This is a genomic window from Arenibacter certesii DSM 19833 (assembly GCF_000429545.1).
GTDB lineage: Bacteria > Bacteroidota > Bacteroidia > Flavobacteriales > Flavobacteriaceae > Arenibacter > Arenibacter certesii.
On the sequence record NZ_AUCB01000013.1, the window covers coordinates 112,697 to 138,913 of the forward strand.

The 26,217-nt window shown below is 37.4% G+C and carries 32 protein-coding genes; 2 read left to right on the forward strand and 30 right to left on the reverse strand.

All coding sequences use genetic code 11. From position 1 onward, the window contains the following. From G466_RS0108490 to G466_RS0108635, 30 genes are all read right to left on the reverse strand, one after another. Entirely contained in the window at positions 1-285 is a 285-nt protein-coding gene (locus G466_RS0108490) for a helix-turn-helix domain-containing protein (protein ID WP_026813287.1), read from the reverse strand. A gap of 348 nt (positions 286-633) precedes the next feature. Continuing rightward, positions 634-1,485, reverse strand: a complete 852-nt coding sequence (locus tag G466_RS0108495) for an RteC domain-containing protein (RefSeq protein ID WP_026813288.1) — start codon at positions 1,483-1,485, stop codon at positions 634-636. Between the two features lie 60 nt (positions 1,486-1,545). Continuing rightward, a complete protein-coding gene (locus tag G466_RS0108505; RefSeq protein ID WP_026813289.1) occupies positions 1,546-2,760 on the reverse strand; it encodes an MFS transporter in 1,215 nt (404 codons plus the stop codon). Beyond that, positions 2,761-4,878 (reverse strand): copper-translocating P-type ATPase, encoded by a 2,118-nt coding sequence (locus tag G466_RS0108510; protein WP_026813290.1) that lies wholly within the window; start codon positions 4,876-4,878, stop codon positions 2,761-2,763. It abuts the gene before it with no gap. An 11-nt stretch (positions 4,879-4,889) separates the two neighbouring features. Then, positions 4,890-5,621 (reverse strand): PPK2 family polyphosphate kinase, encoded by a 732-nt coding sequence (locus G466_RS0108515; protein ID WP_026813291.1) that lies wholly within the window; start codon positions 5,619-5,621, stop codon positions 4,890-4,892. A 10-nt stretch (positions 5,622-5,631) separates the two neighbouring features. After that, positions 5,632-5,925, reverse strand: coding sequence for a hypothetical protein (locus G466_RS0108520; RefSeq protein ID WP_026813292.1), 294 nt, complete (start codon positions 5,923-5,925; stop codon positions 5,632-5,634). Positions 5,926-5,931: 6 nt separating this feature from the next. Beyond that, positions 5,932-6,576: a hypothetical protein gene (locus G466_RS0108525; protein WP_026813293.1), complete on the reverse strand. Its 645-nt coding sequence runs from the start codon at positions 6,574-6,576 to the stop codon at positions 5,932-5,934. After that, positions 6,573-7,466, reverse strand: coding sequence for a ribose-phosphate pyrophosphokinase (locus tag G466_RS0108530; RefSeq protein WP_008616396.1), 894 nt, complete (start codon positions 7,464-7,466; stop codon positions 6,573-6,575). Before G466_RS0108530 ends, G466_RS0108525 begins: the two co-directional genes overlap by 4 nt. Before the next feature lie 10 nt (positions 7,467-7,476). Then, the gene (locus G466_RS0108535) at positions 7,477-8,979 is read right to left on the reverse strand and encodes a thymidine phosphorylase family protein (protein ID WP_008616398.1); all 1,503 of its coding nucleotides are present in this window, start codon (positions 8,977-8,979) and stop codon (positions 7,477-7,479) included. A gap of 28 nt (positions 8,980-9,007) precedes the next feature. Continuing rightward, the gene (locus tag G466_RS0108540) at positions 9,008-10,384 is read right to left on the reverse strand and encodes an MBL fold metallo-hydrolase RNA specificity domain-containing protein (RefSeq protein ID WP_026813294.1); all 1,377 of its coding nucleotides are present in this window, start codon (positions 10,382-10,384) and stop codon (positions 9,008-9,010) included. 14 nt (positions 10,385-10,398) lie between these two features. Continuing rightward, positions 10,399-10,653 (reverse strand): hypothetical protein, encoded by a 255-nt coding sequence (locus G466_RS0108545; protein ID WP_009778882.1) that lies wholly within the window; start codon positions 10,651-10,653, stop codon positions 10,399-10,401. 38 nt (positions 10,654-10,691) lie between these two features. Then, positions 10,692-11,534, reverse strand: a complete 843-nt coding sequence (locus tag G466_RS0108550) for an ATP cone domain-containing protein (protein ID WP_026813295.1) — start codon at positions 11,532-11,534, stop codon at positions 10,692-10,694. Beyond that, positions 11,531-12,367: a universal stress protein gene (locus tag G466_RS0108555; protein WP_026813296.1), complete on the reverse strand. Its 837-nt coding sequence runs from the start codon at positions 12,365-12,367 to the stop codon at positions 11,531-11,533. The genes G466_RS0108550 and G466_RS0108555 overlap by 4 nt, the downstream gene beginning before the upstream one ends. A 24-nt stretch (positions 12,368-12,391) precedes the next feature. Further along, entirely contained in the window at positions 12,392-13,165 is a 774-nt protein-coding gene (locus G466_RS0108560) for an SDR family oxidoreductase (protein WP_026813297.1), read from the reverse strand. A 42-nt stretch (positions 13,166-13,207) separates the two neighbouring features. Continuing rightward, on the reverse strand, positions 13,208-14,197 hold the full coding sequence (locus G466_RS0108565) for a 2-hydroxyacid dehydrogenase (RefSeq protein ID WP_026813298.1): 990 nt from the start codon (positions 14,195-14,197) through the stop codon (positions 13,208-13,210). 3 nt (positions 14,198-14,200) lie between these two features. After that, a complete protein-coding gene (locus G466_RS0108570) occupies positions 14,201-15,175 on the reverse strand; it encodes an ATP-dependent 6-phosphofructokinase (RefSeq protein WP_026813299.1) in 975 nt (324 codons plus the stop codon). After that, entirely contained in the window at positions 15,165-16,082 is a 918-nt protein-coding gene (locus tag G466_RS0108575; RefSeq protein ID WP_013072809.1) for an alpha/beta fold hydrolase, read from the reverse strand. The genes G466_RS0108570 and G466_RS0108575 overlap by 11 nt, the downstream gene beginning before the upstream one ends. After that, the gene (locus G466_RS0108580; protein WP_026813300.1) at positions 16,079-17,422 is read right to left on the reverse strand and encodes a dicarboxylate/amino acid:cation symporter; all 1,344 of its coding nucleotides are present in this window, start codon (positions 17,420-17,422) and stop codon (positions 16,079-16,081) included. The genes G466_RS0108575 and G466_RS0108580 overlap by 4 nt, the downstream gene beginning before the upstream one ends. Before the next feature lie 8 nt (positions 17,423-17,430). Beyond that, on the reverse strand, positions 17,431-18,492 hold the full coding sequence (locus G466_RS0108585; RefSeq protein ID WP_026813301.1) for a class I fructose-bisphosphate aldolase: 1,062 nt from the start codon (positions 18,490-18,492) through the stop codon (positions 17,431-17,433). 101 nt (positions 18,493-18,593) lie between these two features. Beyond that, on the reverse strand, positions 18,594-19,607 hold the full coding sequence (locus G466_RS0108590; protein WP_026813302.1) for a type II glyceraldehyde-3-phosphate dehydrogenase: 1,014 nt from the start codon (positions 19,605-19,607) through the stop codon (positions 18,594-18,596). 20 nt (positions 19,608-19,627) lie between these two features. Beyond that, entirely contained in the window at positions 19,628-20,983 is a 1,356-nt protein-coding gene (locus G466_RS0108595) for an NAD(P)/FAD-dependent oxidoreductase (RefSeq protein WP_026813303.1), read from the reverse strand. After that, on the reverse strand, positions 20,980-21,441 hold the full coding sequence (locus G466_RS0108600) for a universal stress protein (RefSeq protein ID WP_026813304.1): 462 nt from the start codon (positions 21,439-21,441) through the stop codon (positions 20,980-20,982). The genes G466_RS0108595 and G466_RS0108600 overlap by 4 nt, the downstream gene beginning before the upstream one ends. 12 nt (positions 21,442-21,453) lie before the next feature. After that, positions 21,454-22,164, reverse strand: coding sequence for a lycopene cyclase domain-containing protein (locus G466_RS0108605; RefSeq protein WP_026813305.1), 711 nt, complete (start codon positions 22,162-22,164; stop codon positions 21,454-21,456). Positions 22,165-22,182: 18 nt separating this feature from the next. Further along, positions 22,183-22,461, reverse strand: coding sequence for a DUF5676 family membrane protein (locus G466_RS0108610; RefSeq protein ID WP_026813306.1), 279 nt, complete (start codon positions 22,459-22,461; stop codon positions 22,183-22,185). 17 nt (positions 22,462-22,478) lie between these two features. Then, on the reverse strand, positions 22,479-22,697 hold the full coding sequence (locus tag G466_RS0108615) for an SHOCT domain-containing protein (RefSeq protein ID WP_026813307.1): 219 nt from the start codon (positions 22,695-22,697) through the stop codon (positions 22,479-22,481). 19 nt (positions 22,698-22,716) lie between these two features. Further along, positions 22,717-22,935 (reverse strand): heavy-metal-associated domain-containing protein, encoded by a 219-nt coding sequence (locus G466_RS0108620; RefSeq protein WP_013072800.1) that lies wholly within the window; start codon positions 22,933-22,935, stop codon positions 22,717-22,719. 12 nt (positions 22,936-22,947) lie between these two features. After that, on the reverse strand, positions 22,948-23,190 hold the full coding sequence (locus G466_RS23495; RefSeq protein ID WP_041579014.1) for a hypothetical protein: 243 nt from the start codon (positions 23,188-23,190) through the stop codon (positions 22,948-22,950). Between the two features lie 25 nt (positions 23,191-23,215). After that, complete coding sequence (locus G466_RS0108625) at positions 23,216-23,698, reverse strand: hypothetical protein (protein WP_229797186.1); 483 nt, start codon at positions 23,696-23,698, stop codon at positions 23,216-23,218. Between the two features lie 102 nt (positions 23,699-23,800). Then, the gene (locus G466_RS0108630; RefSeq protein ID WP_026813308.1) at positions 23,801-24,382 is read right to left on the reverse strand and encodes a helix-turn-helix domain-containing protein; all 582 of its coding nucleotides are present in this window, start codon (positions 24,380-24,382) and stop codon (positions 23,801-23,803) included. Between the two features lie 169 nt (positions 24,383-24,551). Next, positions 24,552-24,977 (reverse strand): HYC_CC_PP family protein, encoded by a 426-nt coding sequence (locus G466_RS0108635; protein ID WP_026813309.1) that lies wholly within the window; start codon positions 24,975-24,977, stop codon positions 24,552-24,554. Positions 24,978-25,268: 291 nt separating this feature from the next. Between G466_RS0108635 and G466_RS0108640 the strand changes: the two genes are divergently transcribed. Both G466_RS0108640 and G466_RS23825 read left to right on the forward strand, forming a co-directional pair. Continuing rightward, positions 25,269-25,685, forward strand: coding sequence for an HYC_CC_PP family protein (locus G466_RS0108640; RefSeq protein WP_026813310.1), 417 nt, complete (start codon positions 25,269-25,271; stop codon positions 25,683-25,685). A gap of 324 nt (positions 25,686-26,009) precedes the next feature. Then, positions 26,010-26,217 (forward strand): hypothetical protein (locus G466_RS23825; protein WP_157373838.1); only part of this gene is annotated, 208 nt, incomplete at its 3' end.

Below are 26,217 nucleotides of genomic sequence, written 5' to 3' on the forward strand. Positions count from 1 at the left end.
TTAAGAATTTGTCTTGTGTTGTACATGGTTTGAGGTCATTACATCTTGAATTTCTTCGGCATCGTAATAGATTATGCCTCCAACTTTTGTGTATGGTAGCGTACCATTGATTCGAAGATTCTGTAATGTTCCTGGACTGACTTGAAGCAAGTCCATAACTTCTGAAGATTTGAGATATTTTTTAAGTTTTCCAGTAGCTTGTTTGGAAAGAAGGTTTTTAATGTCATCGAGCAATTCTATTTTAAATTCCCGAAGATCGTCTGTGGTAATAATATTTGCTGGCATAATAGAACGGTTTTAAAAGAAAGGGGCTATCATTATCGCTTTTCAACTAATTTGATAGCCCCTGACCTGATTTAACTCACGAGCTTTAGTATTTTAATAAAAAAGTGTTCGTGAATCTGTCGATTTGACTTTCGTTCTACAAATTTGGGATGATTTATTGGATATTAACCCCAAGTCATACCCAAGTTGGGTGTTTTTATATGCTCATTTTCAATGGTTTAAATTAGTTTTGTTTAGCGGTTGTCCTGAAAATAGTATATGCCAAATGATAATAACGAAAATTAATTTTATTTTTTCCCAAGTAGTACCCAACTTGGGAAGAAATTTAACATTTAAGCGAAATGAATTTTATCCATCCGTTTCCTCCATTCTCCTTAAAAGTGTTGCTTTCAGTCTATCGATAAACTTGGTTTGGTCAATTTTCCGTTCTCTAATTTCGAGAAAAGTTCTATAAACATTTCCGAGTTTGAGTTCAAAGATGTCTTCACAAGCCGAAACCATCTCTTTAATCCCAGCCGTACCACTTTTTATCGCTCCTGAAGCCTGTAAGGCATAAATCAATTCAATTAGGTCTGTTTTTGAGGCTGTCCATCCAAGTCGCTCGCCATTTGATAAAGTACTCAGTTTATTCTGTACACCGTTTGACAGATCCCTCAAATAACTTAACTCTTCTACGTAATGACTGATTAATAAATCGTAGGCCATAATTTTGGCAATTGCATTATCGTGGCTTGTGGAAAATTCTGCATCGGTATAAAAATGAGATGTGTTTGACACCAGACTGATTTTATCATTTCCTCGTAAAAAATAGAATTCATCCAAAAGTTCAGAATCTTCCCTGTAATATTTTATAAAATCTATATTTCGCCGATTGCTTTCTTGTAGTTTATTTATTTCTGAATCGATAAATTCCTGTTGAGATTTTATGGTGCCAGCAGGTCTGTTTATTAAAAAATTGTAGAGTTTGGCATAAAATTTCAATCTGCTATAAACATAAGGCTTATGTTTTTTAAAGAATATGATTTCATTTTGTTTGTCTTGAAATTCACTTTCTCTTACACAAACTCGCAATTGCTGTAAGTATTGTCTTGAAATGGAAATACCTTGTTCAACATTATTGAAATCGTTAAGATTAGATTCCTCAACTGCTTTTATTTCCTCTTTGTAATTATCTAAAATTTTATGAATCAGCTTATGCAAAATATTTGGGGCTTTAGATTTGGGTTAATTATCAATAAATATGGTTATGTGCTTATTTTTTTATGGTGGATTTTTGAAAAAGAATAAAAAACCAATAACAGCCAAGACAATGCTGCCAGCAATTATAAAAGGGTAGTAAAAACCACCTGCGAGTAACCAAGTCCCTAAAACAGGCCCTAGAATTTGACCAACGCTATTAGTAGAGCTCTGAATAGAAATGTTCCTGCCAGTATTTTGCTTTGATATTAATGAGACCGCAGAAAGTAAATTTGGGGTTACCATAGCACCTCCAGCAGCGAAAACAACGATTAACACATATACCAAGTATTCATTCTTAAAAAAGGGAAAGACAATTAAGGATAATCCAGATATAAACAACCCTAATGCAATTTGTTTCTTTGTGGATAAAAACTTCTCTCCGTAAGTAGCGAACAAAGGTTGTAAAACAGCCATTATTGAACCACATAGCATAAAACCAATACCTATTTGGTTACTGTTAAATCCTAATTCATCTTTCCCATATATTGAAAAGACAGTTTCAAACAGCGTTACTACAAATTGGATGACAAACGACAGACCCAGTAATACGACAAAATATTTGGTAAATGTGAATCGCAAGCTCGCTTTTTGTGTTGTGAACGTATGTACGCGAGTGGTGTTTTTTAACCATTTTGCTACTACAAATAAGACTATAAGTCCTAGAAGAGCGGCAAACAAAAAGGGTACTGAAAATCGGTCTAAATGCAGCAGACCTATCGTATATTTTAAATGAAGGTCAGTTTGAGACAGAAAGCCACCAATGACAGGGCCAAAAATAACACCAGAGCTAATGGCAACACCCGACCAACCCATTATTTTTGTTCTTCGTTTTTCAGAAGTAATGTCGCTCAAATATGCGTTGCTAACTGGAATAACTGATGACGTGAAAATACCACCAAAGATGCGAGCAACATATAGCATCGTCAATGATGTAGCAAGACCGGTAAGTAATTGCATAATTACAAAGCCGATTAGCCCAACAATGATAATGGGTTTACGGCCGTATTTATCGGATAGCCTGCCCCAGAGTACAACGAAAAGAAGCTGGAAGAGCGGATAAATACTGGTCAAAAAACCAATATGAAAGTTAATCGAATCAGTATCTAGGTTATCTCCTAAAGCTAATCTTTCGGTATAGTAAGGAAGGGTTGGCAATAAAATACCATAGCCCAACATCACTACAAATAAACTCAACAGAATTAAAAATATCCTGTTGAGTTTTTCTTTTCTATCCATTTATTTTTTACCGATTTTTCGCTTCAATAATTGCGCATTAATAGCCACTATAATTGTACTCAAACTCATAAATACCGCTCCTACAGCTGGCCCTAAAACAAAGCCAGAAGAGTATAGAACACCTGCAGCTAATGGAATGGCCACCACATTATACCCAGTTGCCCAAATTAGGTTCTGAATCATTTTATTGTACGTAGCCTTTCCGAACAAAATTAGGTTTGCAATATCTTGTGGATTGCTATTTACCAATATAATATCGGCTGTTTCGGCGGCTACATCAGTACCAGAACCAACAGCGATTCCTACATCAGCTTTGGCAAGTGCGGGCGCATCGTTTACGCCATCTCCAGTCATAGCCACAAACTCTCCTTTGTTTTGCAACTCTTCTACAATTTCTACTTTTTGGTGTGGTAGCACTTCGGCATAATAGCCATCCAACCCTAATTTTTCACTCACAGCTTTGGCTGTTTTTTCGTTATCCCCAGTTGCCATCAAAACTTTGATATTATTCTTTTTAAATATTTTTATAGCTTCCGCAGATTCAGGTCTTATTTCATCAGCAAGCGCAATGTATCCTGCTAGTTGTCCTTCAATTAATACAAATACAACAGTTTCAGCAGCGTCACTATAAGCATCTTCAGGAATAGTTATTTTTTCATCCCTTAAATAACCAGGACTAACCACTTTTACTTGCTTTCCTTCTACATTTGCCTCTACACCTTTACCAGTGATCGCATTAAAGTTTTCAGGCTTTGGGATTGTAATATTGTCTTCTTTAACTTTTTTAATAATCCCAACAGCAATTGGATGTTCTGAACTTTGTTCCAATGCACTTGACAGTCTTAAGATTTCATCGTTTGAATAGGACACATTTACAGATTTGATTCGAGTAACGCCAAAGTCCCCTTTGGTCAAAGTCCCTGTTTTGTCAAATAGTAAGGCGGATATCTTACGTGATTCTTCAAAGGCAGTTCTATTACGGATTAATAATCCATTTTGTGCAGATACAGCAGTAGAAATGGCAACTACAAGAGGAATTGCAAGACCCAATGCGTGTGGACAAGCGATGACCATAACGGTAACCATTCTTTCTAATGCATACACAAACGGAAAGCCTAAAATCAGCCAAACTGCCAACGTACCAAAACCAATAGCCAAAGCTATATAAGTCAACCATTTTGCAGCCCTATCGGAAAGGTTTTGCATTTTAGATTTGGTCTTTTGTGCTTCCTCAACCATCGTAATAACCTTATTGAGATAGCTGTCTTTTCCTGTATGTTCCACCTTTACCTTTAAAGTGCTATTGCCATTTACTGAACCACCTATTACCTTATCCTTTTCTTCTTTTTTCACAGGCTTGGACTCCCCTGTAAGCATTGATTCGTTTAAATAACTTGAACCTTCTACTATGATACCATCAGCTGGAACTTTCTCTCCAGGCTTTACCAAAATCACGTCATTTTTCAACAAATCTTCAAGTGGTATATCTTCAATAGTGTCGCCTTTTACCCTGTGCGCTTCGGCAGGCATCATACTAACTAAAAGCTGTAATGCTTTTGAAGCGCCTAATACACTTTTCATTTCTATCCAATGACCAACAAGCATAATAGCAATTAGTGTTGACAGCTCCCAGAAAAAGTCAACTCCTCGTAAACCAAAGACAGTTGCAGAACTGTAGAAATAGGCGACACTTATTGCCATAGATATAAGTGTCATCATCCCAGGTGCACCATTCTTTATTTCGGAAACAAATCCTTTAAGAAAAGGCCATCCGCCATAGAAATATACAATGGTAGAAAGCGCAAAAAGAATATAAGAATTTCCGGGAAGTAAAAATTCATACCCAAAAAAATCTTGAATCATTGGCGAGAAGAACAATATAGGGATGGTAAGTACTAGCGTTACCCAAAATCGTTTTCTAAAGTCTGCAATCATCATTTTATGATGGTCGTGACCCATTTGTCCGTGACCCGGATTATGACCCGAATGGTCTCCACCTCCATTTCTCATTTTGGAATGATCCATTTTGGAATGATCTTCTTTTTTGTGTTTCATCTTCGAATGGTCCATTTTCGAATGGTCCATTTCTTTGTCTTTGTGATCTTTGTGATTGTCCATAGTATTCTGTTTTAGGTGTTGGGATATTTTAAATTATGTTTTTTAAGATGGTCCGTCAGTATATTTGCAACACTATAGTTGCGATACCAGCGTTTATCTGCGGGAATGATATACCAAGAAGGATCATCACAGTTGGTTATTGCCATATTGTAAGCAGCTCTATAGGCATCCCATTGTTTCGCCGCCTTTTCATCTGCGATACTGTATTTCCAGCGTTTATGGGGTTTTGAAAGTCGTTCCTGAATACGCTCTTTCTGTTCTTCCTTGGAAATATGTAGGAAAAATTTAAGTACGTGAATGTTGCTCAGTCTTAAATGCTGCTCCAAGTATTTTATAAGTTTGCAACGGTGGGCTAACACTTCCTCCGAAAGTGAATTTGCTACCATAGGCATAAGTAGATCTTCGTAATACGAACGGTTAAACACCTGGATCATACCCTTGGGGGGAATATGCGGATAGACACGCCATAAAAAGTCATGCTTCAACTCTTCCTCGGTCGGTTTTTTAAACGATTTTACTTGAACGCCCTGAGGATTCATACTGCTAAGGGAATGACGAATGGTGCCGTCTTTTCCCGAGGTATCCATACCTTGCAGGATAATAAGTAAGCCAAAACGTCCATCGGCATAAAACTTATTCTGAAGTTCAAAAAGTTCCTTGCGTAACTGAACCAAACCCTTCTTGCCCTCGTTTTTTGAAATGTTCGAGGGCGGTTGCGTCGAAATTGTATCTAAATCTATCATTTTTAATGCTTTATCGTAATTTTATTCTCATTGCTTCTGAAATGTTTTCAGCATAGACGCCGTAGGCATCTACCAAAAGTCCCTTTATTCCATCTTTGGAAGATATTGCGTATAGAATGCTATTGTCATCGGTACTGCTCATACCTTCAAAACGATAGGTCTTATCTACCGTAAAATCCTCTGGATGGATTTCAATTTTCAAGGAAGGACATTCCAAGCATTCTGGCTTTAAGTTGAAGTCATAAGGATAATCGTTTGCCTGTAAATCATTTATGGCTTCTGAGAGTGTGTCGTAATTTTTCATTTGTATTTATTTATAGTTCATTATAAAATAACTGCCATCCGATTCGGTAAATTTCTGAAAGGTCAATAACCCTTTTTCATTTAATTTCTCGTTAACAGTATAATTGAGTTGCTTAATGCGAATTCCCAAGGCATAGGCCTTAATGTTAATTTTTGAATTAATATTATTTTCGCTATTATTAAATTTTCGGTCGTAAATTTTTATGGTACTTTTTGAGCCAAAAAAATTCAACAAGCCCGAATCAAAACTCATTTCCAATTCTATATCTTCAAGGTTGTCCAAATCGTAGAGCTCTTTAAATTTTTTAGAGGTGGTATTAATTTCGGTCTCCTTTGATTTTGGGTTTGAAAACGGAAAAGCCATTACCATTACACTTGCCTCATCAGGCTTACAGCGATAGGTTGTGGTGTATTTATCGGTCGATTTTTTGTCTTTATCAAACAATTCCGTAACTACCTCAATTTCATAGTATCCATTTTTCTTTATTGTTTCACTGGCTTTGAAAGTTTGTTTATTTAAAAAAGAACCATTTTCATCAAAGTTTTCCCGAATAACAACTCTGCCTGAAATCTGCCCAATGAGCATTTCAGTTTGTCCAGTCATTGTGATGCTGAATAAAGTGATTAGTACTATAAAGCCTTGTTTTCTCATATATGGTGCATTAATTTTTTTACCTCTTTTGCCATAATATCACTTAAATCTATTCCATTTGAAGAGTGTGGGATGGTATTACAAGTCACTATTTTTTCTACTCCGGAATCCAATAAATCTTGATAGGCGTTTCCTGAAAAAACGGCGTGAATGCCTACACAAATAGGTGGTTTCATTCCTGCTTTTTTAAGATGTTGTACGGTTTCAATCATCGTTCGCGCCGTGGAAATAATATCATCTACCAAAATGGGTGTAGCATCTTTATATATATCCACATCGGGAACAGAGACTTCTACATCACGGTCACCGTGACGCACCTTTTGTAATACCGTAAATGGTGCTCCTGCATTTTTGGCGACTTCTGATACCCATTGTTCACTTTCAGAATCAGGTCCGATAAGTACCGGGTTTTCGATATTTTCTTTAATCCATTCTGAAATTGCGTCGGCAGCGTGAATCACTTTATTTGGAATTTGATACACTTCTCCCAACGAACTAATTCTGTGCAAGTGAGGGTCAACTGTGGTAATGCTATCGGCGAAACCAGAAATCAATTTTCCGAAGAAACCGGAAGTCACTCCTTCTCCTTCATTAAATACTTTGTCCTGCCGCATATACGCCAAATAGGGTGCTACCAAACAGGTACACATAGCTCCTAATGATTTGGCTGTGTGGCTTAAAAAATATAGTGACAACAGTTTTTCGTCCGGTTCGTGCAAGGTGCATACCAGTACCACACATTTATCTTTAACATCAGACAATATGCGCGTGTATGATTCCCCGTCAGGGAATTTCCTTAATGTGGCTTGACCCACTTCAGCATCCATTTTTGTAGCCATTAGTTCTGTGAGTTCTTCATTTCCGGGAAGACTGAATAATATTGTTTTCATAGTATGTTCTTTAATTTATAGTTATGATGTCGTTATGGTTGTTTTCATATTCCAAGGCATAATTAAGTTCACCTTTGGATTCAGCATATATGGTATAAAGCAGTTGGTTCTCTTCGATTTGTTCTCCCAAATGCACATTTAGAAGAATCCCTGCCGATTTAGATTGTGGTGCTCCAGAAAGCTTGGCCAGTTTTGCAATTTTACGGTTATCAATTCGTTGCAAAACGCCTGACTTTTCAGCTTTAATTTCAATTTTATAAGGTGCTAAAACTGGTTTTGAAAATTGACCTTGCGCCTTACAAATGGCTACGAATTTTTCATATGCTTTTCCAGATTTGAGAATTTTATGTGCGGTTTCCTGTCCCTTTCCTTTTTCTACTTTTCCAGAAAGTTCTAATAGTTCAGTAGCTAAAAGCAATGCTCTTTCTGTTAAGTCTTTAGGTGCATCTTCCTCATTTTTCAAAACTTTTAATATATCTATGGCTTCTAAAGTTGGACCGATACCCCTTCCAACAGGCTGCGTGCCATCCGTAACTACAACTTTTACATTCAACCCAACAGCAGTTCCAACGGTTTCCATATGATTTTTTAGTTTTTCTGCCATTTCGGTACTGCGAACCTTGGCGGTTTCTCCCACGGGAATATCAATGACCACGTGAGTAGAACCAGCTGCTGCCTTTTTAGAGAGTACTGAAGCGATGAGCTGACCTTCGCTATCAATATCCAAGGCTTTTTCAATTTTAATGAGCACATCATCGGCAGGACTTAACTGCGCTGTACCGCCCCAAACAAAACATCCGCCTTCTTTTTCTACTACGGTCTTTATTTCCTCGGAAGAGAGCGTAACATTGGTCAGTACTTCCATTGTATCTGCTGTGCCTGCTGGCGAAGTGATTGCCCGTGAGGATGTTTTTGGCATAGTAAGACCATACGCGGCAACAATGGCAACTACCAATGGTGTTGTCCTATTGCCAGGCAATCCGCCAATACAATGTTTGTCGACCACGATATCCTTGTTCCAGTTCAGTTGCTTTCCGGAAGCAATCATTGCTTTCGTTAGGTCGGATATTTCATCAATATCCATTCGGTCGCCAGCACAGGCAGTAATAAATGCCGAAAGGTGGATGTTGGAATAATCGCCTTCCACGATATCGGTTATGATGTTGTTATAGGCCTTATAATCCAGTTTTTTGTTATAGATTTTTGCCCTGACGTGGCTTAAGGATTCAATAGGCTCTAAATGGGAAACATATAATGTATCGTTTGGGGAAACATTGAGTTTTTTCGCAGCAGCATCTGATAGTCCGATTTCATTAGGCAACAGAATATCAGAATTCAGGACATTAAGACTTGCTACGATTGATGTATTTGCATTGGATATTCTTATTCGGGTAAGTGCCTCAAACCCTTCTGAAATACAGACGTGGCAATCTTCGCGCATATACACTACATTTTCGTTTTGGGTATAGATTCCGAGATGTTTATATTTTAATATGTTTGAGTGTGTGTCCATATTTTATTGGTTGTTGTGATTTTTCGATTTATTCTATTTCTTCGATGGTGTATAATTGCGGAATTTCTGCATCCCACCCATAGGTTTCCTTGATGCCTTTTTGCAATGCTTCTGCACTCTCTTTTTCACCGTGTACAATGAAAATACGTTCGGGTTTGTTTTTTATATTGTCCATCCAGTCCATAAGCTCTGCGTGGTCTGCGTGTGCCGAAAGCCCTTCAATTTCTGCAACTTCCATATCAAAGGGCACCCATTTTCCATAGACTTTTAGTTCCTTATCGCCTTCCAATAATTTTCTGCCTCGCGTACCTTCAGCTTGATAGCCTACAAAAAGTAAGGTGTTATTTGGATTTTGTGCCTGTGTTTCAAGATAGTTGAGCATTCTTCCGCCTGTGAGCATTCCGCTTCCTGCAATCACGATTTTTGGCTTGTTGTCTGTTCTTAATTCCATTGTTTCCCGATAACTGCTTACGACCGTAAAGTGAGAACACATTTCGTCACATTCGTTGTCCTCCAATCTGTGCCAATCGCGAGTTCTATGAAACAGTTCCAATACATTGGCACCCATCGGGCTGTCCATAATCATTTGTACTCTGGGGATTTTCTTTTCTTTCAATAATTTCCAAAAGATGAGCATCATTAGCTGGGCACGTTCTACCGAAAAGCTTGGGACAAATAAGCTACCACCTCTGTTGATGGTATCATTTACTAATTTTTCAATATGTGGAAGTGCTTCTACTTCATCGGGATGAAACCTTCCACCATAAGTGGATTCAATGAAAAGCACATCCGCTTTTTTTGGTTTAAGGGGTGGATAGAGCAATAAATCATTGGTTCTACCAATGTCTCCTGAAAAGACAAAACGTTTTCCGTGCACATCCAACTCAATATAGGTTGCACCCAGAATATGTCCGTTGTATTGGAAGCGAGCCCTAATACCATCAAATAACGGAATCCATTGTGATTGTGGAATTCCTTTAAAGTGTGGGATAGTTTTTTCTACATCCTTTAAATCGTAAAGTGGTTCTGCGGGACTATGTTTGGAATAGCCTTCCTTATTGGCACGTTCGGCTTCTTGCTCCTGTATTTTTGCACTATCATTCAAAATGATTTTTGCAATGTCCAAAGTAGGATTCGTACCATAAATGGGACCATTGAAGCCTTGTTTTACCAATCTGGGTAAATAGCCTGTATGGTCCATATGACCGTGGGTAAGCAAAACAGCATCAATATCACCTACATTAACAGGTGGGTACTCCCAGTTTTTAAGGCGTAATTCCTTTAACCCTTGGAAGAGGCCACAGTCTATAAGTATCTTTCTATCTCCTGTATCCACCAAATATTTTGAGCCAGTCACGGTGCCTGCCGCTCCCAAAAAGTGGATGTTTATTTTTTTGTTTTTCATCGTTATAGTATATATTAATGTCCACCACAACAGGAAGGCGTATTTCCTTTGTCTTGGTTCGATTTGCTCAATTCCGCTATTTCGTTATATAGATTGCGGGAATCCTCTTTTATTACGAGTGCCAACTTCTTTACGGATTTAGGCTCGAAGTGTACCATACCCAATAATATTTCGAGGGCTTCTTCAAGTAGTTTAGAATCATCTTCCAATGCTTGGTAAAATGGCTCTAAATCTATACGGTTCTGTTCTTTCAGTTCTTCTGTTTTCATTTGTCCTATTTATTTAGATTAAAAATTTAAGTAGTGCTCTAATGAATTCCACATAATTCTCTTGAATCTTCGAGAACCTTTTTGTGTCTTGATTTTGGCACTCCTACTTGTTCTAAAATTTTTGGGGTTTCGTGAAGCTCTTTACAGAGTACGATACCTTCATCCAATAGTTTTGTTTTTTCAGCTTTGGTAAGTGTTGTTAATGCTGTTAATGGATGCAGCCCCGATTTATCTATTCTGTCTTTTAAACCGTCACCAATTGGATAATCCCAACTTGTCAATAGTAGCCCCACGCATTTACCATATTTCACCGCATCACTTGTAAATCGTGTATTGGTGTAAACGCCTCCTTTATGAAGCTTGGCTTCGTGACCTTTTTGACGTTCCCATTGTTTTTCAACATCTAAAAATCTTGAGTGGATATATAAGGGAATTTTAATGTTGCAAAAGCGACCTTGGTCACTGTGGTATTTACATTCAATCATATAATGGGTATTGTCTTTTTGGGCTATTACATCCACTTCGTGCTGAACGCAATTGCCTTGAACTATTACACCAACCTGTGTTGAAAATCCTTCGTGTGCTAGTAGTTTGCCTACTAACTTCTCAAATGGGAAGCCAGAAGGACCTAATTCCATCAGGGCTTTTTTGAGTTTGTATTTTGAAGCACTTACTCTCGACTTACCTTTTAGCATTTTAAATGCCATTTGATAGATTTTTTTGGTGGTAATGCCTTCATATAATTGGTCTTCAACTTGCCCTACTATTTGCTGAATCAATTCTTCACTTGCTTGCGAACGTCTTAATGAATTGATAAGTTTATCCACATCAAAGGCTACCACGTCGCCCGAATATTTTACTATGTTTATTGGATGTTTCATTTTTTAATATGTATGGTCATTACAGGAAGTTCTGAATGATTGGTTACACCTTCGGCAATACTTTTTGAAAATAAGCTCAAAAATCCTGTCTTTCCGTGGGTACTCATCGCAATTAAATCTGATGGCTGATGTTTTAAAAATGTATTAATACCTGCCTCTACTGAAGATTCGTTATGAACACTCATAGAAAATTTTTTTAGGTCGGGAAATTTTTCAAGGAATTCCTTAACAGGGTTTAATCCAACTTCTATACTGTTAAAGTCTGTTTCTGTATTTATGCGTAACAAATGAATTTTTGCATCACATTTTTCAGCTATCGAAAGTACTTCTTGAAACGGATGACTCACATCTTCTTCAAAATCTGATACGAATAGAATGTCCTTAAAGGGAAATGTTACTTCCTCTTCTTTGACCACAATAATCGGGGCATTGGCCTTTCGGACAATTTTCTCAACATTGCTGCCAGTTATTTCCCTCACTCGACCCTTTGTTCCACTACTGCCAGTTATAATAAAATCGTGATGAAAATGGCCAGAATGTTCCAGAATATCTTTTTGTCCTGAATCGAACTGAAGAAAGGTTCGGCATTTAAGACCTTCGTGTTCCGCTATTTTTTCGAGTTCACGTAAATTAGCCTTTGCAGCACCTATCTGCTTTAAGGTTTCTGGATAACGCTTTTCTTTAAGTTTGTCTAATTTTACCCAATCCACAGGTGTTGTCATTTGATGTAGAAAGTGTATTTCTGCATTGTATGTTTTTGCCATTTTAATCCCGAGATGTGCAGCTTTAGTACAGTTTTCAGAGAAATCGGTAGGTACAAGTATGTTTTTCATAATTTTTTGTTTTAGGGTAGTTTGTTATTGTGCGGTATAACCACCATCTATTACCAATTCAGAACCAGTCATAAATTTGGACTCATCCGAAGCTAGATAGACGACTCCATAGCCTATATCATCAGGCTCTCCCAAATGACCAACAGGATGCAAACTTTCTAATTGCTTTTTGCCTTCTTCTACATTACCTTGAGCTTTCAGAAAATTTTCTACCATTGGTGTCCAGATATAAGCAGGATGTATAGAATTGATACGGATTCCGTAGCCTTGTCTTGCACAATGCAGGGCAGCAGATTTCGTGAATATGGTAACACCGCCTTTGCTTGCGTTATAAGCAGGTAGGTTAGGGTCACCGATAAGTCCTTCAATGGAAGAGAAGTTGATGATGGAACCACCTTCTCCAGTTTCCTTCATACCCTTTATACCATATTGAGTACCTAAAAAAGTGCCATTTAGGTTTACATCTATGAGGTTTTTCCAATCTTCAAGGGTAACTTCTTCTACAGTTCCACCTAATCCTATTCCGGCAGAATTAGCTAATATGTGTAATTTTCCGAAAGTTTTGAGCGTGGTCTCAATGACATTTTTCCATTCATCTTCTTTGGATACATCTTGTTTAATGAATATAGCCTCCCCACCGTTAGCTTTGATTTGTTGGACTACCTTTTTTCCATCTTCTTCATCTATATCTGTAACAACGATTTTTGCTCCTTCACGTGCTAATAAAATAGCACTTGATTTCCCTAGACCAGAGGCACCTCCTGTGACAATGGCTACTTTATTTTTTACTCGATTCATAATTTTAAGATTTAAGTGTTACTACTATTTTTTGCTTCTTAATCAAGAAACTTCGTTTCCTGAAACTTTGTCTTTTTCAAAACAATCCAGATTATATATTGTGGTTTCTGCAATATTGGTCAATGCGGTTTTGGTTAAAAAAGCTTGATGGCTTGTAATTAGTACATTGTTGAAAGTCATTAAGCGTGCAATCACATCGTCTTGCAAAATGTCATCGGAATGGTCTTCAAAGAACAATCCTTCTTCTTCCTCATAAACATCCAGTCCTAAATACCCTATTTTTTTAGTTTTCAATCCTTCGATAACTGCCTTGGTGTCCACCAACCCACCACGACTTGTATTGATGAGCATTACTCCAGATTTCATTAGTGCTATATGCTCTTTATTTATTAAATGTTTTGTTGAAGCTTTTAATGGCACGTGCAGGCTTATTATATCTGCGTGCTTACAGAGCGTCGCACAATCTGAATAGATTACGCCATATTTATCAATTAGGTCTTTGCTTTCTTCTATATCCTGGGCAAGAATATTGCAGCCGAATCCGTGAAGTATTTTTACGAGTACAGACCCTATTTTTCCTGTTCCAATCACGCCAACGGTTTTCCCATTTAGGTCAAAACCAGTGAGACCGTTTAATGAAAAGTTTTGTTCGCGCACTCTATTGTGGGCTTTAATCAGTCTTCGGTTTAATGCAAGTATCAAAGCCATTGTATGTTCTGCAATGGCATAAGGTGAATAGGCTGGGACACGGGCCACTTTTATATTCAATTCAGCTGCTTTTTCTAAATCGACGTGATTGAAACCTGCCGAACGTAATGCGATAAATTTTATGCCTAGTTTGTGTAAAATATCCAAAACTTCCGAAGAGGCATCGTCACTTGAGAAAAGTGCTATGGCCTTTGAACCTTCTGCTAATAAGGCGGTTTCCTTTGTTAGCCTAAATTCCAGAAAATTCAATTGATGTTTTCCCTTATTAGCGTTTTCAATGGAAGGCTTATCGAATTTATGTGTGCTGTATATTGTTGTTTTCATAATTTATGTTCCAAATAGTTCTAAAAGTTCGTGCAATTCTTTATTGACCTGATGTTGCTTGACCACTTCATTAAAAGGGGTTAAGTGCAATTGATTGTTTAAAATCCCGACCATTACATTCTTTTTACTTTGTAAAAGTGATTTTACGGCTTCCACCCCAAGCCTAATACCCAACATCCTATCTAAAGCAGAAGGATTTCCACCTCGCTGTACGTGGCCGAGTTTTGTAATTCGTAAATCGACATTGGGATTGACTTCCTTTATTTTTGATGAAACAAGTTCGGCACCTATTTCATCGCCTTCTGAAACCACGACAAGAAAAGCATCTTCGCTATCGTAATTTTTCACTTTATCTAAAAGGTTAATAAAGTCGGTATCGCTCTCTGGGATGAGTATGGCATCAGCGCCAACCATCAATCCTGAATGAATGCCGATATAGCCAGAATCTCTACCCATTACTTCCACGATAAATACCCGATTGTGAGATTCGGCAGTATCCCTTATTTTATCAATGTTTTCAATGGCTGTGTTAACAGCGGAATCGAAACCAAGGGTGTAATCCGTACCCGAAATATCGTTGTCAATAGTCCCGGGAATCCCTACGAATGGGATATCGCATATCTCTGAAAAAGCCAATAGACCTTTAAAAGTACCATCACCACCTATGGCAATTAAAGCGTCTATTTTGTTTGCATTTAGGGTTTGCAGGGCTTTTTTTCGACCTTCCAGTTCGAGAAAACGTTTGCTTCGTGCGGTCTTTAGAATTGTGCCACCCTTTTGGGTCAGTTTTTGTAATTCGTGTGATTTAAATTGAACCAAGTCACCGTCTATCAATCCTTCATATCCTTTTCTAAAACCACTAACTTTTATACCAGTTGCTTCAGCCGTTTTTGCAATGGCGTACAAGGCTGAATTCATCCCTGGACTATCACCTCCAGAGGTAAATACACCTATATGTTTAATTTTATTAGTATTCATTTAAAATTGTTTTTTGTGATTTTTTATCTGAAACAGAAAAATCTTGGATGGTCTTCCATACAAATTCTGCTTCTTTTAGAAAGAACTGATGGTCTCCCCCTGTAGAGGTAACAGTTTTTACGTTTGTAAATTCTCTTGATAAGTCTATAGCATTTTTGAGCGGTGCAGTAGTGTCCTTTGCTCCGTGAATGAAAAGCACTTTTGTGTTTCTAATCTTTCTTGCAATCCCGTATAAATCTGTTTTTAGGATTATCCTCGTAAGCGAATAATAGTAGCTCTGCCAATGGTGTTTTTTTGCATCTTCATAAACATCATCCGTGAGGTTGTCTGGTTTAAATGCACGCGACATAAAAATGGGATGAATCATACAGATGTATTTAGAGAATCTGCTTGTTGATATTCTGTCCACAAAGGAATGTGAGGACATAATTTTTTTAAATTCATCTGCATCCTGATAAACAGGTATTCCAATAAAAATGCCTGCTTTGAGCCAATTTGAGTGTTTTTCCAATAGGGCCATTGAAATTATAGCGCCCATAGAATGACCGGCAACTATGGTTTTTCCATCATTGAATCCTTCTTTTTGCAAAACCAATTCTAAAGCTTTAAGTTGAACTGAAAGCGAATAATCACTTTGTGGTTTTGGCGAATCACCAAAACCCAAAAGGTCTATTAATAGCAAAGTGTGTGTTTTTGAAATGCTTTCTAAATTGCGTTTCCAATAATTCAATGACCCTGTCAAACCGTGCAGCAAAACGAGTTTGTTTTCACCCGCACCTATAATTTCATAATTTAAGAGTGTTTTGTCAGCATCATAAGCTGGGTGCTTAACAATCTTATAATGTTGATATCCTGCTATAGCGACCACAGGAAAAATGAAAAATATGGATATGAGTAGTAATGTCATATTTTTAAAGTTTTATCATTAACCAATATTGGGGTTTTACCATAAAACCTATTAAAAACCATACAAGCTGTGAGGTCACCCGTTACGTTTACAGCAGTCCTGAACATTCCCAACAATCTTTCTACACCAATAATAATGATGATGCCTTCGGCTGGGATACCGACACTTCCCAAAACAGAAGCGAGTATCACCACACCACCTCCGGGAATGGCAGGTGTGCCGATTGAAGCAGCAACGATGGTTACGATGACCACAATAATATTGAGCAAACTCATTTCCAAGCCATAGGCTTGGGCTATGAATAGCGTAGTTATGGTTTGATAGAGTGCAGTGCCATCCATATTGACGGTTGCACCTATGGGAATAATAAAATTGCTAATGGTCTTGTCCACCTTCAATTCTTCTTCGGCTGTTTGAAGGGAAAGTGGCATCACGGCCGCAGAGCTTGTGGTTGAAAAGGCCAATAATTGAACGTCCCTTATTTTTTTTAGGAAATGCATAGGGTTTGCTTTTCCAAGAAGCACAATTAGCCCTAAATAGAAAATTACCAAAAGTAATAGACCGAGCAGGACGACGCCAACATAATAGGTGAGACCGGAAAGAGAACTTAAACCAACACTAGAGGTAAGCTGCGCCATAAGTCCGAAAACAGCAATAGGCACTAGAAGCATTGACCATTTTACTACTGTCATACAGACTTCCTGAATGGCAGTTAGAAGCAGCTTCACTGGGCGCAGTAAGGCATTTTCAAGTGATAGCACAGCTACACCAATAATGATTGTGAAAATTACAATGCTTAACATTTCACCACTTACCATAGATGCCAACGGGTTTTCGGGAAGTAAGTTTGAGATGGCATCAGGAATCGTTTCAATTCCGAAGGAAAGCTCTGGATTTTCCGTTGGAACAGCTGTAATTTCATTATGTTCAGCTAGAGCCTGTTGATGTAAAAAGCGACCAGGTCTAAAAAGTTGAGATAGTATGACACCCAAACTTACCGAAACTATCGTAGTACCTAGAAAATATAACAAAACCCCACCACCTAATTTTTTTAGATTGTCCTTATCATTACTTGCTATTCCAGTAATGATGGAAGCCACAATCAACGGAATCATAATCATTTGAACCAGTTTCAGAAATAGTACACCAGGCAATGCCAGCCAATTCCCCGCGATATCTGCTGTTTCTTTAGAAATCCATCCATTTTGTGGGCTCAATAGCAGACCAAATCCAACACCTAAAAACAAGGCAATGATTACCTTAAGCCATAGACGACTTTCTACCAATCTTATGAGGTAGTGGTTAAGTGATTTTAATGATTTTATCTCTGTGTCAAACATTCTGTTGATTATGCTATATTAATTTTATTATCCAGATACACTTCCTGAACGGATTGTAATACTCTCACGCCTTCGCTAAAGGGTTTTTGAAATGCTTTTCTTCCCATTATCAGCCCAGAACCACCAGCCCTTTTATTGATAACGGCAGTTGTTACAGCTTCGGACAAATCTGATTTGCCTTTGGAACCACCACCAGAATTTATCAGCCCTATTTTACCCATATAACAATTGGCCACCTGTAATCTGCAAAGGTCAATGGGATGGTCTGTAGTCAACGCTTCATACATATCATCGTCATATTTTCCGAATCCTATTTCTTTAAATCCGAAATTATTGGTCGGTAATTTTTGTTTAATGATGTCTGCTTGAATAGTTACGCCTAAATGATTTGCTTGTCCGGTTATATCGGCCGCTGCGTGATAATCTTCATTTTCTATTTTGAAAGCTTCATTTCGTGTATAGCACCATAGAATAGTAGCCATCCCCAGATTGTGGGCTTCTTCAAAAGCTTCGGCTATTTCGTTGAGTTGCCTGTTGCTTTCTTTGGAACCAAAATAAATGGTGGCACCCACAGCCACGGCTCCCATGTCCCAAGCACTTTTTACTTTCCCAAATAAGGTTTGGTCATATTTATTGGGGTAGGTGAGCAATTCATTGTGATTAATCTTAACTATAAATGGAATTTTATGGGCATATTTTCGAGCGTTCAACCCAAGGACTCCAAAAGTTGATGCTACACCGTTGCAACCAGCTTCAATAGCGAGTTTTATAATATTCTCCGGGTCGAAGTAGTCTGGATTTTTATAAAATGAAAAGGCTGCACTGTGTTCAATACCTTGATCCACGGGCAGGATACTCAGGTAGCCGGTACCGCCCAGGTTTCCGTGGTTGTACAATTGTGCAAGGCTTCGCAGTACCTGCGGATTTCTGTTGCTATTGCCAAATACCTTGTCAAGACTGCTCTTGCTGGGGGTTTGCAATTCATCCTTGGTTATTTTTTCACAAACGTGATCCAAATAGAAGGCTGCTTTTTCCCCCAAAAGTTCTGTAATATTTATATCTGTTTTCATCTGTCTATAATATTTGTTTTTTAAAGGACATATGGAACATCCAATTAGTCATTCCGCTGTGTGTTTAAAAATGAATAATGGATGTTTCATTTTAAATGAATTTATTTGATTCCTAGACTTTCATTGGTCTTTTCGATAGATTTGTTTGGATCGGTTTCGATTCCAGTAAGTGCGCGAATGGCATCAATGGTTTCAGGGATTACAATAGCTTGGTTATCGACCACGTAGGCATAGAAAAGTTCATCGCCCACCACTTTCAGCATATCTTCCCAAAGGGCAACTTCATACATATCACCCCAAGGCCTGCCCATATCTAAGAACATTTCTTTAATGGTATTGTTAGAAACCAAACCTTGATCATATTGAATTAGTTTGATGCGACTAGAGGTTTTAAAGGCATTCAGCACCTCTTCCTTCGAGGCCTGTTTTTTTAATTTCACGTTCCAGTAATGTAAATGGCTTAAGGTTTGGGGTACCTTTATTGCGGTAGTGATAACATCAAGATCAGGGTCAACACTTTGTGCGTCGGGACCTTGATGGCTTGGGATGTCTCTTTCGGGAACCATTGTGTTCATAATACCGCCTAAATGGCTTTCCCAAGGGTCTGTAGCTCTTCTTAAAAGTGTACCTCTGGCATAATCCAATAAATCGGCTCTTTTTAAAGCGGTCAAGGTTCTTAAAATAGACGTAGTATTACAAGAAACTACTCTTGTCGCATTCAAGTTTAGAGCCGATTTGTAATTATTTTCTGCACTAAAGGAATGCCCTGTGGTTTCGTGTTTTTCGCCACCGTGTAGAATAAATTTGATGTTTTGCTCCTTGTAGATAACGACATTCTGAGCGGCAATTTTTTTGGGTGTACAGTCCACAACAAGATCTGATTTCTTTAAAAGTTCCTGTAAGCTTCCTTTTACTGAAATTCCTTTTGAGTCCATATCATTGGCTGCTTCTTCGGTAGCTGCATAAATATCATACTCCTTTCTTACGGCATTTTGAATGCGCCAATCGCTGATTATATCGCAAACGCCCGAAAGCTTCATATCATCTTGTAATTTGATGGCATCTGCCACTCTTTTTCCTATGACTCCGTATCCTATAACTCCTATTTCTTTCATATAAATTTTGTTTTAATTAGTTATTCTTCTGTATTATTGATTAATGATTTTGGCTTAAAATTTCTAATAATCAAGCGGTTGCTCTTTTCATAAGTGAAATAGCTAACCGCCCAATTAAAACCAACCATCAATCTATTTCTAAATCCACTTATGGCCATCAAGTGAACAACGGACCACAGCAACCAGGCGAAATAGCCTGCAAATTTAAATTTGCCCAAATCGGCAACTGCCTTGCGTTTTCCTACTGTAGCCAATGCACCTTTGTCTTTATATTCGAAAGGTTGTGTGGGTTTATTATTTATGAGGTTTAATATAGAATTACCCAGATATTTTCCTTGTTGAATTGCTGCCTGCGCCACCTGTGGATGCCCTTTGGGTCTTTCTTCAGAAATAAGCGCAGCTATATCGCCTATGGCAAAAATGTTTTCGTAGCCTTCTACTTTTAAATTAGCATCGGTTTTAATCCGGTTGCCCCTGACTATGTGTTTTTCATCAATACCATTTGGGAATTGTCCTTTTACACCAGCCGTCCAGATAAGGTTTTTAGCCAAAATGGTCTTACCACTTATGGTAGTGACTTCCTTTCCATCATAATTGCTTACAGCTTCATTTAATAATACCTTTACATTTAAATCCTCTAAATATTTGAGGGTTTTCGATGATGCCTTATCAGACATTGTGCTTAACAACTCATCAATGGCTTCTATTAAATAAATATTCATAATGGAAGAAGGGTACTCTGGGTAATCTTTGGGAAGGATGTATTTGCAAAACTCTGCCAAAGCTCCTGCCATTTCTACGCCTGCTGGACCACCACCTACTATTACAAAATTTGTCAGCGCGTCGCGTTCTTTATCATCACAAGTAATAGCTGCCTGTTCCAAATTTTGCAACATCATATGACGGATGTTGAGGGAATCGCGAATATCCTTCATCCCCAAACTATTTTCGGCCACAGAATCCATCCCAAAGAAATTGGTGGTCGTGCCAGTAGCCAACACTAAATAGTCATAAGAAACACTTCCCTTATTGGTCAATATAGTATTTGAATCAGGTTGAATTTCCTCAACTTCAGCCAAACGAAAGAAAACATTTTTATAGCCATTGATTTGTTTTCTGAATGGAAATACAATACTGTCAGGCTCCAGGGCACTCGTTGCCACTTGATATAATAAAGGCTGAAACTGATGGAAGTTATTTTTATCGAGTAAAACCACTTGAACTTCTTTGTGTTTCAGTTTCTCAACCAATGCCAAACCTGCAAATCCTCCACCAACGATAACCACACGAGGTAATTTAGTATCTGGAAGACAGATTTCATCTGTTATCTTACAAGTGGATTCTAATGTAATGCTATGTGTTTGCTTTTCTTTCATTTTTTATTTCTATCTCTTGCAATGAGTACTGAACATTTGGCATTTGTGGTCAAATATTGGGATACAGAGCCCAATACTAAGCGTGAAAGTGCACCGTGACCCTGAGAGCCTACTACGATTAAATCTGCACCCCAATCTTCTGCTTTTTCATAAATAGTACTTTTGGGCAGGCCACTAACAACACTTGTGGTTATGGTAAGTGCCTTGTTTTCGGCCTTGATTTTATCGAAAGCTTCTGAAACGATTTTGTTTCCCAATTTTTGAGCGTTACTTCTAATTTCTTCTATGTAATTTCCTATCCTGCCGCCCATAGTATGCAATCCCAGGTCGGTTGTTTTCGGAACTTCATAAACATTTATAATATGAATTTCACTATTTGAGGATAGGGTCATTTTTATAAGTTCGTGAATGGCTACTTTACTGAAATCTGAACCATCTATGGCCAATAATATTTTCATAATTTGAATGTTTTAGTTGGTTGACATTTCTTTCGGTTTTATAAGTTTTCTCCAATACAAGTGTTCATATAATCCAGACCAATACATACCAAAGGTGAAAGCGAACAGTAACTCTTCAATTGGGATTCCCAAAACAAGAATATGGGTCAGGTTGTCCAGATTCCAGTACAGCTCCACATATTGCGGATAAAACGGAAGGATGCTTCCGAAATAAATGAAGTACAGTATGGTAAACAAGATTCCTCCAACCCATATCTTTCCTTTTAAATCTGGGCGACAGTACAATGTTGCCAAACCACCAAAAAACATTGCAATGATGCCACAATAGATGTGGTTAAGCGCGGTAAAAAGACTAAATATTACAAATACAATGGCTGGAACAAAAAGTATATAAATATGTAGCTTATGTCTTTGGTGGCTCCGTTCGGTATGAGGCATATCTATATAGCCTTTTTTGAATATCAGATTATACAATACCGTCCCTATTCCGCCAATAGCAAAAGAGAAGATAAGGCTCTCAATATCAAAACCTGTTCTTTCCGCTAAATGGAATAGGGAAGGTGGAAACCAATATTCTGGAACAAACAAGGGTTCTGTTAGGCCAAAGGGCATAGTGATAAGGCTCATTTTGAGCATTTCTTTTCTATACCCCTTTTTTGACAAATAGATTATTGCCCAAAGCGCAAGAATTATAAGAGACCATATGAACCAGACGTATTGCATAAATTTTATTTTACTCTCTTATTTTTTGACTTTTATTTGCGCATTATAAAAAGCCGCAATACAGGCACCTATTAGCCATCCTAAAATGAATATCTGTACTATTCCCAAACCAGCTTCCCATAGTGGCACATCCATCCTGATAATGCTTGTGGTATCTAAACCGTGCAACAGGCTGTTAAAGAATGCTACTGACCCTTCCTGTCCCGCTGTGGCCATAACGATCATACATCCCAGATAAATCAGAGCTCCAGTAAGTCCCATGGCGAAACCAAACTTTTTCACGTTTAATCGATACATAGTTTTATAGTTTTGGGTTAGTTTTCCGAGTTTAAAATTCTTTTAGATTCTTCATAGTCTTCCTTAGATATTTCGCCTTTCGCAAAGCGCTTTTTAAGAATATCCAGTGGACTGTCTTTTTTTGCTTTTTGATATGGGATATCTGCTGGAATGAAAAATATCCAAGCAAGTAAAACGACCCATATAACCCACCATATTAGGTGCATTCCTCCAAAACTTCCATCGTAGTAGTGCATAATTTTTAGATTTAAATTGTTATTGTTCCATTTCAGTTATTGTATATCCACTAAGGGCATTGAGCTGATTTTGTAACTCATCTACCGAAAGAGCTTCTTTCATTGTGATAAGTGTAGCTCCTTTTGGTGCCAGAAAAATCTCTACTTTTTCGATGTTGGGATGTTCTTCCAAGGTCTTCTTGACTCTTGACACACATCCACCACAACTAATTCCGTTTATTTGATATTTTTGTGTCATTGTGTTTCGATTTTAATGATGTTGATGCCCTTTATGCTTTTCTATTGGCTTCTCTGTTGATTCATTTTGACTATTGTGTTTATGACCACCGTGCCCGTGTGAACCGTGAGGCATAAATAGGTGACAGCCAAACATTAAAATGATGAAAATAAAGAGCGATGTTCCGCTTCCTATACCCAGAGTTGGTGCTAAAAAGATGAACAACAGTGGTAGCCCACAGCCGATGACCATCCATATCCAGTGATTTTTTTTCATTGGTTTTACATTTAGAGGTTAACAATCAGTGATGCTCGGTATGGTCCTCTTTGGCCGGTGTATCCATATTGTCCATCTTATCCATTCCCTTCATATCCATTCCTTTTTCGGCCATCATTTTTTTGCAGGATTTCATGCAGTCTTCACTCATCATCCCGTTTTCATACATCATTTGCATCATTGAGTTCATTGTTTCCGAGCTTTTCATCATTCCGCTCATCATTTCGTGCATCATAGGCTTATTGCCCATCATGTTTTTCATCATCATACCGTCTTCCATCATCATTTGCATTCCTTCGCCCTGCATCATAGCGTCCATCATGTTCTTGTTGCCCTGCATCATTTGCATTGCTTGTGGGTTGTTGTGCATATTTTCCATAAACTCCGTCATATAATCGTCATTCTGGGCAATATCATTGAAGACTTCTGTGCGGGTTTCTGGGTTTTCCAGTACTGCTTGAGGGTTTGTTTCTTGTGTGCAACTGTTCAAACTTACAAGCCCAATCATCGATAAAATAATTGTAAGTGCTTTCATAGGTGTTTGTTTTGAATTAATACTATTAAATTATTGGTTTTGTACTATCTTGTTGTACATAACTTTCGCTATGATCTATATAATTTCATCGTAAAAATTTCGTTTCCAGTCTTCTGCATTTTTATAATCGGTCATACTTACTCCTATAACGTCCTTAAACTGTCTAGACAAATGGTTGACACTGCTGTAGTCCAATAGGTACCCTATATCTGAAAAGGAATGTTGTTTAAGCTGAATGAGCTCTTTAACTTTTTCAATCTTTAATTTGATAAAGTATTTTTCAATAGTGGTTTGTTCCTGGGCAGAAAACAATCTGCTCAATGTCTTGTAATCTTTATGAAGTCTTGAAGCCAATAGTTCAGATGTTTTTACCTTAATATGTAACGGTAGCTCTTGCAATTGTTCTATTAGAATAATCTTGATTCTTTCTGTGAGCATTTCTTCTTCTTTTTGTACAATTTCAAAATCATTAGCGTGAAGCACAGTTGTAACAGCTTCGACAATTTCATTGCTGGTTTTTTTTGGTGCTTCTACCAATAATCTTCCTAATTCTAATGAAAGCACAGTAACTCCCAATTCTTGTAGTTCTTGCTTAATAACTTTTAAGCAGCGGCTACAGACCATATTCTTAATCCAAAATTCTTTGGGTCCTTTCATAATAATCGATGTATTGCTATTAGGCATTTTGCCAAATAGTTTGAATTTTCTTAATAGTACAAGGTTAATAGTGTTGTTGAGAATTGGGTACAGCAACATTTAGCCAGAAGATGTTCTTTGGCTATAATAGAGGATACAGATTGATATGTTCAATCTGCAAGGAAGAAAATCAAATTAAGTAAGTCTCGTAAAGAGTTTGTATGTCCTTGGATATCAAGGGCGGCCTATATTGTTTAAAAGGAACTATATTTTTTTCAAGCCCTTCAAATAAATTTACATAAACGTAAAAAAAAGTATTAAGGAAAATTACGGTTTCGGCCTCAACTTTTGTATTAGCCTTTTTAATGGTGTCATTTCCAGTTTTTACAAAAGATTCATTACTACAACAGTCTTTTTCTTGTAACGTAGTGCACTGCTTTAACGGTGAATCTTTCTTTTGAACCTTTTCTGTGCAGGTTTTTGCTTTGTTCCAAACAGCTATATCTACCAATTGATTACAACAAAAATGCATATCTACCGTAAAAAAAGAAGAGGTAGAAAACAGTATTAAAACTGCTAAAAAGAAAGACAATATTTTAGTAAAAAATGTTTTCACATTGTGAAGTTAATAAATTTTGTTTAACATTAAAGGATTTTGGAAAATAAAATTCAACTGTTCAATTATTTTATAATCAGTTTTTTACAAAAAAAACAACAAAATTAATCAGTACAAATATAATTCTAAAAGTTCAACAGAACTATGATTTATATCATATAAAGGAAGCTGCAAAAGAATTTTATTTGCAAATAATATTTAAGCGGTTTCGTGCAAAATAAACATTGATAAATCAAAAAAAATTGTTAAATAAACAAATTGAGATAAATTTTTTATAAATTTGCAACATTAATGAACAAAGTTTTTCATAAAATATCATCCGTTTGTTTGGCACTTATCGTGCTATTGTCAACAGTTTCTTTTACTATTGATAGTCATTACTGTGGCGATACTTTAGTGGATTCTTCTTTATTTGGGCACGTTGAAACTTGCGGAATGGATAAACAACTATCCAAAAATGATTGTCAAAGTGAAGTTCAGGATGATTCCTGCTGTTCAGATAAGCAATTAGTTGTTGAAGGTCAGGACGACCTGAAGATGTCTTTTAACACCTTAAATTTTGAGCAACAAGTCTTTGTTGTCTCTTTTGTACATTCTTATATCAATCTCTTTGAGACTCTTGATTCACACATTGTACCATTTAGAGATTATGCGGTTCCCTTTCTCATACGGGATATACAAAAACTGCACGAGACGTATTTAATTTGATTTTAAACAGTTTCCGATAATTATCGGAAAGATTTGCTCTATGGTTACTTCCATCTTGGGCTTACTTTGTTGTGTTTAATGTTTTGATTTTATCAAGATATTATTCGATGTATAACTATTTAATAATCATTGTAATGCTGAATAAAAGCATCAAATTTTTAATCGAGAACAAGCTAGTAGCCGTTCTACTACTTGCACTTTTTAGGCGCATTCAGAATTGACGCAACTGCTTGTTTATCAGGTATTTAATTCGTATATTTAGATATAATAAAACCCCGAAAACGAGTCTCTAGCTCAAAAAACGGGGTTTTTATCTTAATGTCTATGTCCAAGATACGAAGAATCCACGATTTCCAGCACAGTTTTACATTTTCCTCCCAGACCGAAGAGTTCGATGCGTTTTACGCCCGGTTTCTCGAAAGCGATCTTGGCAAGATCTATATCGCCATCCCTTGGGACGAACTGGTAGCGGCCCTTGGTCTGAAGGAAGCCAAAAAGGGCCCAAGGTGCATCTTCTGCGCCAAGGGCAAAC

Bases quoted from the DNA above. Each gene is read 5' to 3' on its own strand.
- G466_RS0108545 (WP_009778882.1), bottom strand. From the start codon at position 10,653: ATGAAAACAGAAGAACTGAAAGAACAGAACCGTATAGATTTAGAGCCA.
- G466_RS0108560 (WP_026813297.1), bottom strand. From the start codon at position 13,165: ATGAATCGAGTAAAAAATAAAGTAGCCATTGTCACAGGAGGTGCCTCT.
- G466_RS0108530 (WP_008616396.1), bottom strand. From the start codon at position 7,466: ATGAAAACAATATTATTCAGTCTTCCCGGAAATGAAGAACTCACAGAA.
- G466_RS0108600 (WP_026813304.1), bottom strand. From the start codon at position 21,441: ATGAAAATATTATTGGCCATAGATGGTTCAGATTTCAGTAAAGTAGCC.
- G466_RS0108615 (WP_026813307.1), bottom strand. From the start codon at position 22,697: ATGCACTACTACGATGGAAGTTTTGGAGGAATGCACCTAATATGGTGG.
- G466_RS0108525 (WP_026813293.1), bottom strand. From the start codon at position 6,576: ATGAGAAAACAAGGCTTTATAGTACTAATCACTTTATTCAGCATCACA.
- G466_RS0108510 (WP_026813290.1), bottom strand. From the start codon at position 4,878: ATGGACAATCACAAAGATCACAAAGACAAAGAAATGGACCATTCGAAA.
- G466_RS0108640 (WP_026813310.1), top strand. From the start codon at position 25,269: ATGAACAAAGTTTTTCATAAAATATCATCCGTTTGTTTGGCACTTATC.
- G466_RS0108490 (WP_026813287.1), bottom strand. From the start codon at position 285: ATGCCAGCAAATATTATTACCACAGACGATCTTCGGGAATTTAAAATA.
- G466_RS0108585 (WP_026813301.1), bottom strand. From the start codon at position 18,492: ATGAAAACAGATATAAATATTACAGAACTTTTGGGGGAAAAAGCAGCC.
- G466_RS0108555 (WP_026813296.1), bottom strand. From the start codon at position 12,367: ATGAAAAACATACTTGTACCTACCGATTTCTCTGAAAACTGTACTAAA.
- G466_RS0108550 (WP_026813295.1), bottom strand. From the start codon at position 11,534: ATGAAACATCCAATAAACATAGTAAAATATTCGGGCGACGTGGTAGCC.
- G466_RS0108620 (WP_013072800.1), bottom strand. From the start codon at position 22,935: ATGACACAAAAATATCAAATAAACGGAATTAGTTGTGGTGGATGTGTG.
- G466_RS0108515 (WP_026813291.1), bottom strand. From the start codon at position 5,621: ATGATAGATTTAGATACAATTTCGACGCAACCGCCCTCGAACATTTCA.
- G466_RS0108595 (WP_026813303.1), bottom strand. From the start codon at position 20,983: ATGAAAGAAAAGCAAACACATAGCATTACATTAGAATCCACTTGTAAG.
- G466_RS0108565 (WP_026813298.1), bottom strand. From the start codon at position 14,197: ATGAAAACAACAATATACAGCACACATAAATTCGATAAGCCTTCCATT.
- G466_RS23495 (WP_041579014.1), bottom strand. From the start codon at position 23,190: ATGAAAAAAAATCACTGGATATGGATGGTCATCGGCTGTGGGCTACCA.
- G466_RS0108625 (WP_229797186.1), bottom strand. From the start codon at position 23,698: ATGATTGGGCTTGTAAGTTTGAACAGTTGCACACAAGAAACAAACCCT.
- G466_RS0108520 (WP_026813292.1), bottom strand. From the start codon at position 5,925: ATGAAAAATTACGACACACTCTCAGAAGCCATAAATGATTTACAGGCA.
- G466_RS0108590 (WP_026813302.1), bottom strand. From the start codon at position 19,607: ATGAAAGAAATAGGAGTTATAGGATACGGAGTCATAGGAAAAAGAGTG.
- G466_RS0108580 (WP_026813300.1), bottom strand. From the start codon at position 17,422: ATGTTTGACACAGAGATAAAATCATTAAAATCACTTAACCACTACCTC.
- G466_RS0108610 (WP_026813306.1), bottom strand. From the start codon at position 22,461: ATGTATCGATTAAACGTGAAAAAGTTTGGTTTCGCCATGGGACTTACT.
- G466_RS0108540 (WP_026813294.1), bottom strand. From the start codon at position 10,384: ATGAAAAACAAAAAAATAAACATCCACTTTTTGGGAGCGGCAGGCACC.
- G466_RS0108605 (WP_026813305.1), bottom strand. From the start codon at position 22,164: ATGCAATACGTCTGGTTCATATGGTCTCTTATAATTCTTGCGCTTTGG.
- G466_RS0108575 (WP_013072809.1), bottom strand. From the start codon at position 16,082: ATGACATTACTACTCATATCCATATTTTTCATTTTTCCTGTGGTCGCT.
- G466_RS0108535 (WP_008616398.1), bottom strand. From the start codon at position 8,979: ATGGACACACACTCAAACATATTAAAATATAAACATCTCGGAATCTAT.
- G466_RS0108505 (WP_026813289.1), bottom strand. From the start codon at position 2,760: ATGGATAGAAAAGAAAAACTCAACAGGATATTTTTAATTCTGTTGAGT.
- G466_RS0108630 (WP_026813308.1), bottom strand. From the start codon at position 24,382: ATGAAAGGACCCAAAGAATTTTGGATTAAGAATATGGTCTGTAGCCGC.
- G466_RS0108570 (WP_026813299.1), bottom strand. From the start codon at position 15,175: ATGAATACTAATAAAATTAAACATATAGGTGTATTTACCTCTGGAGGT.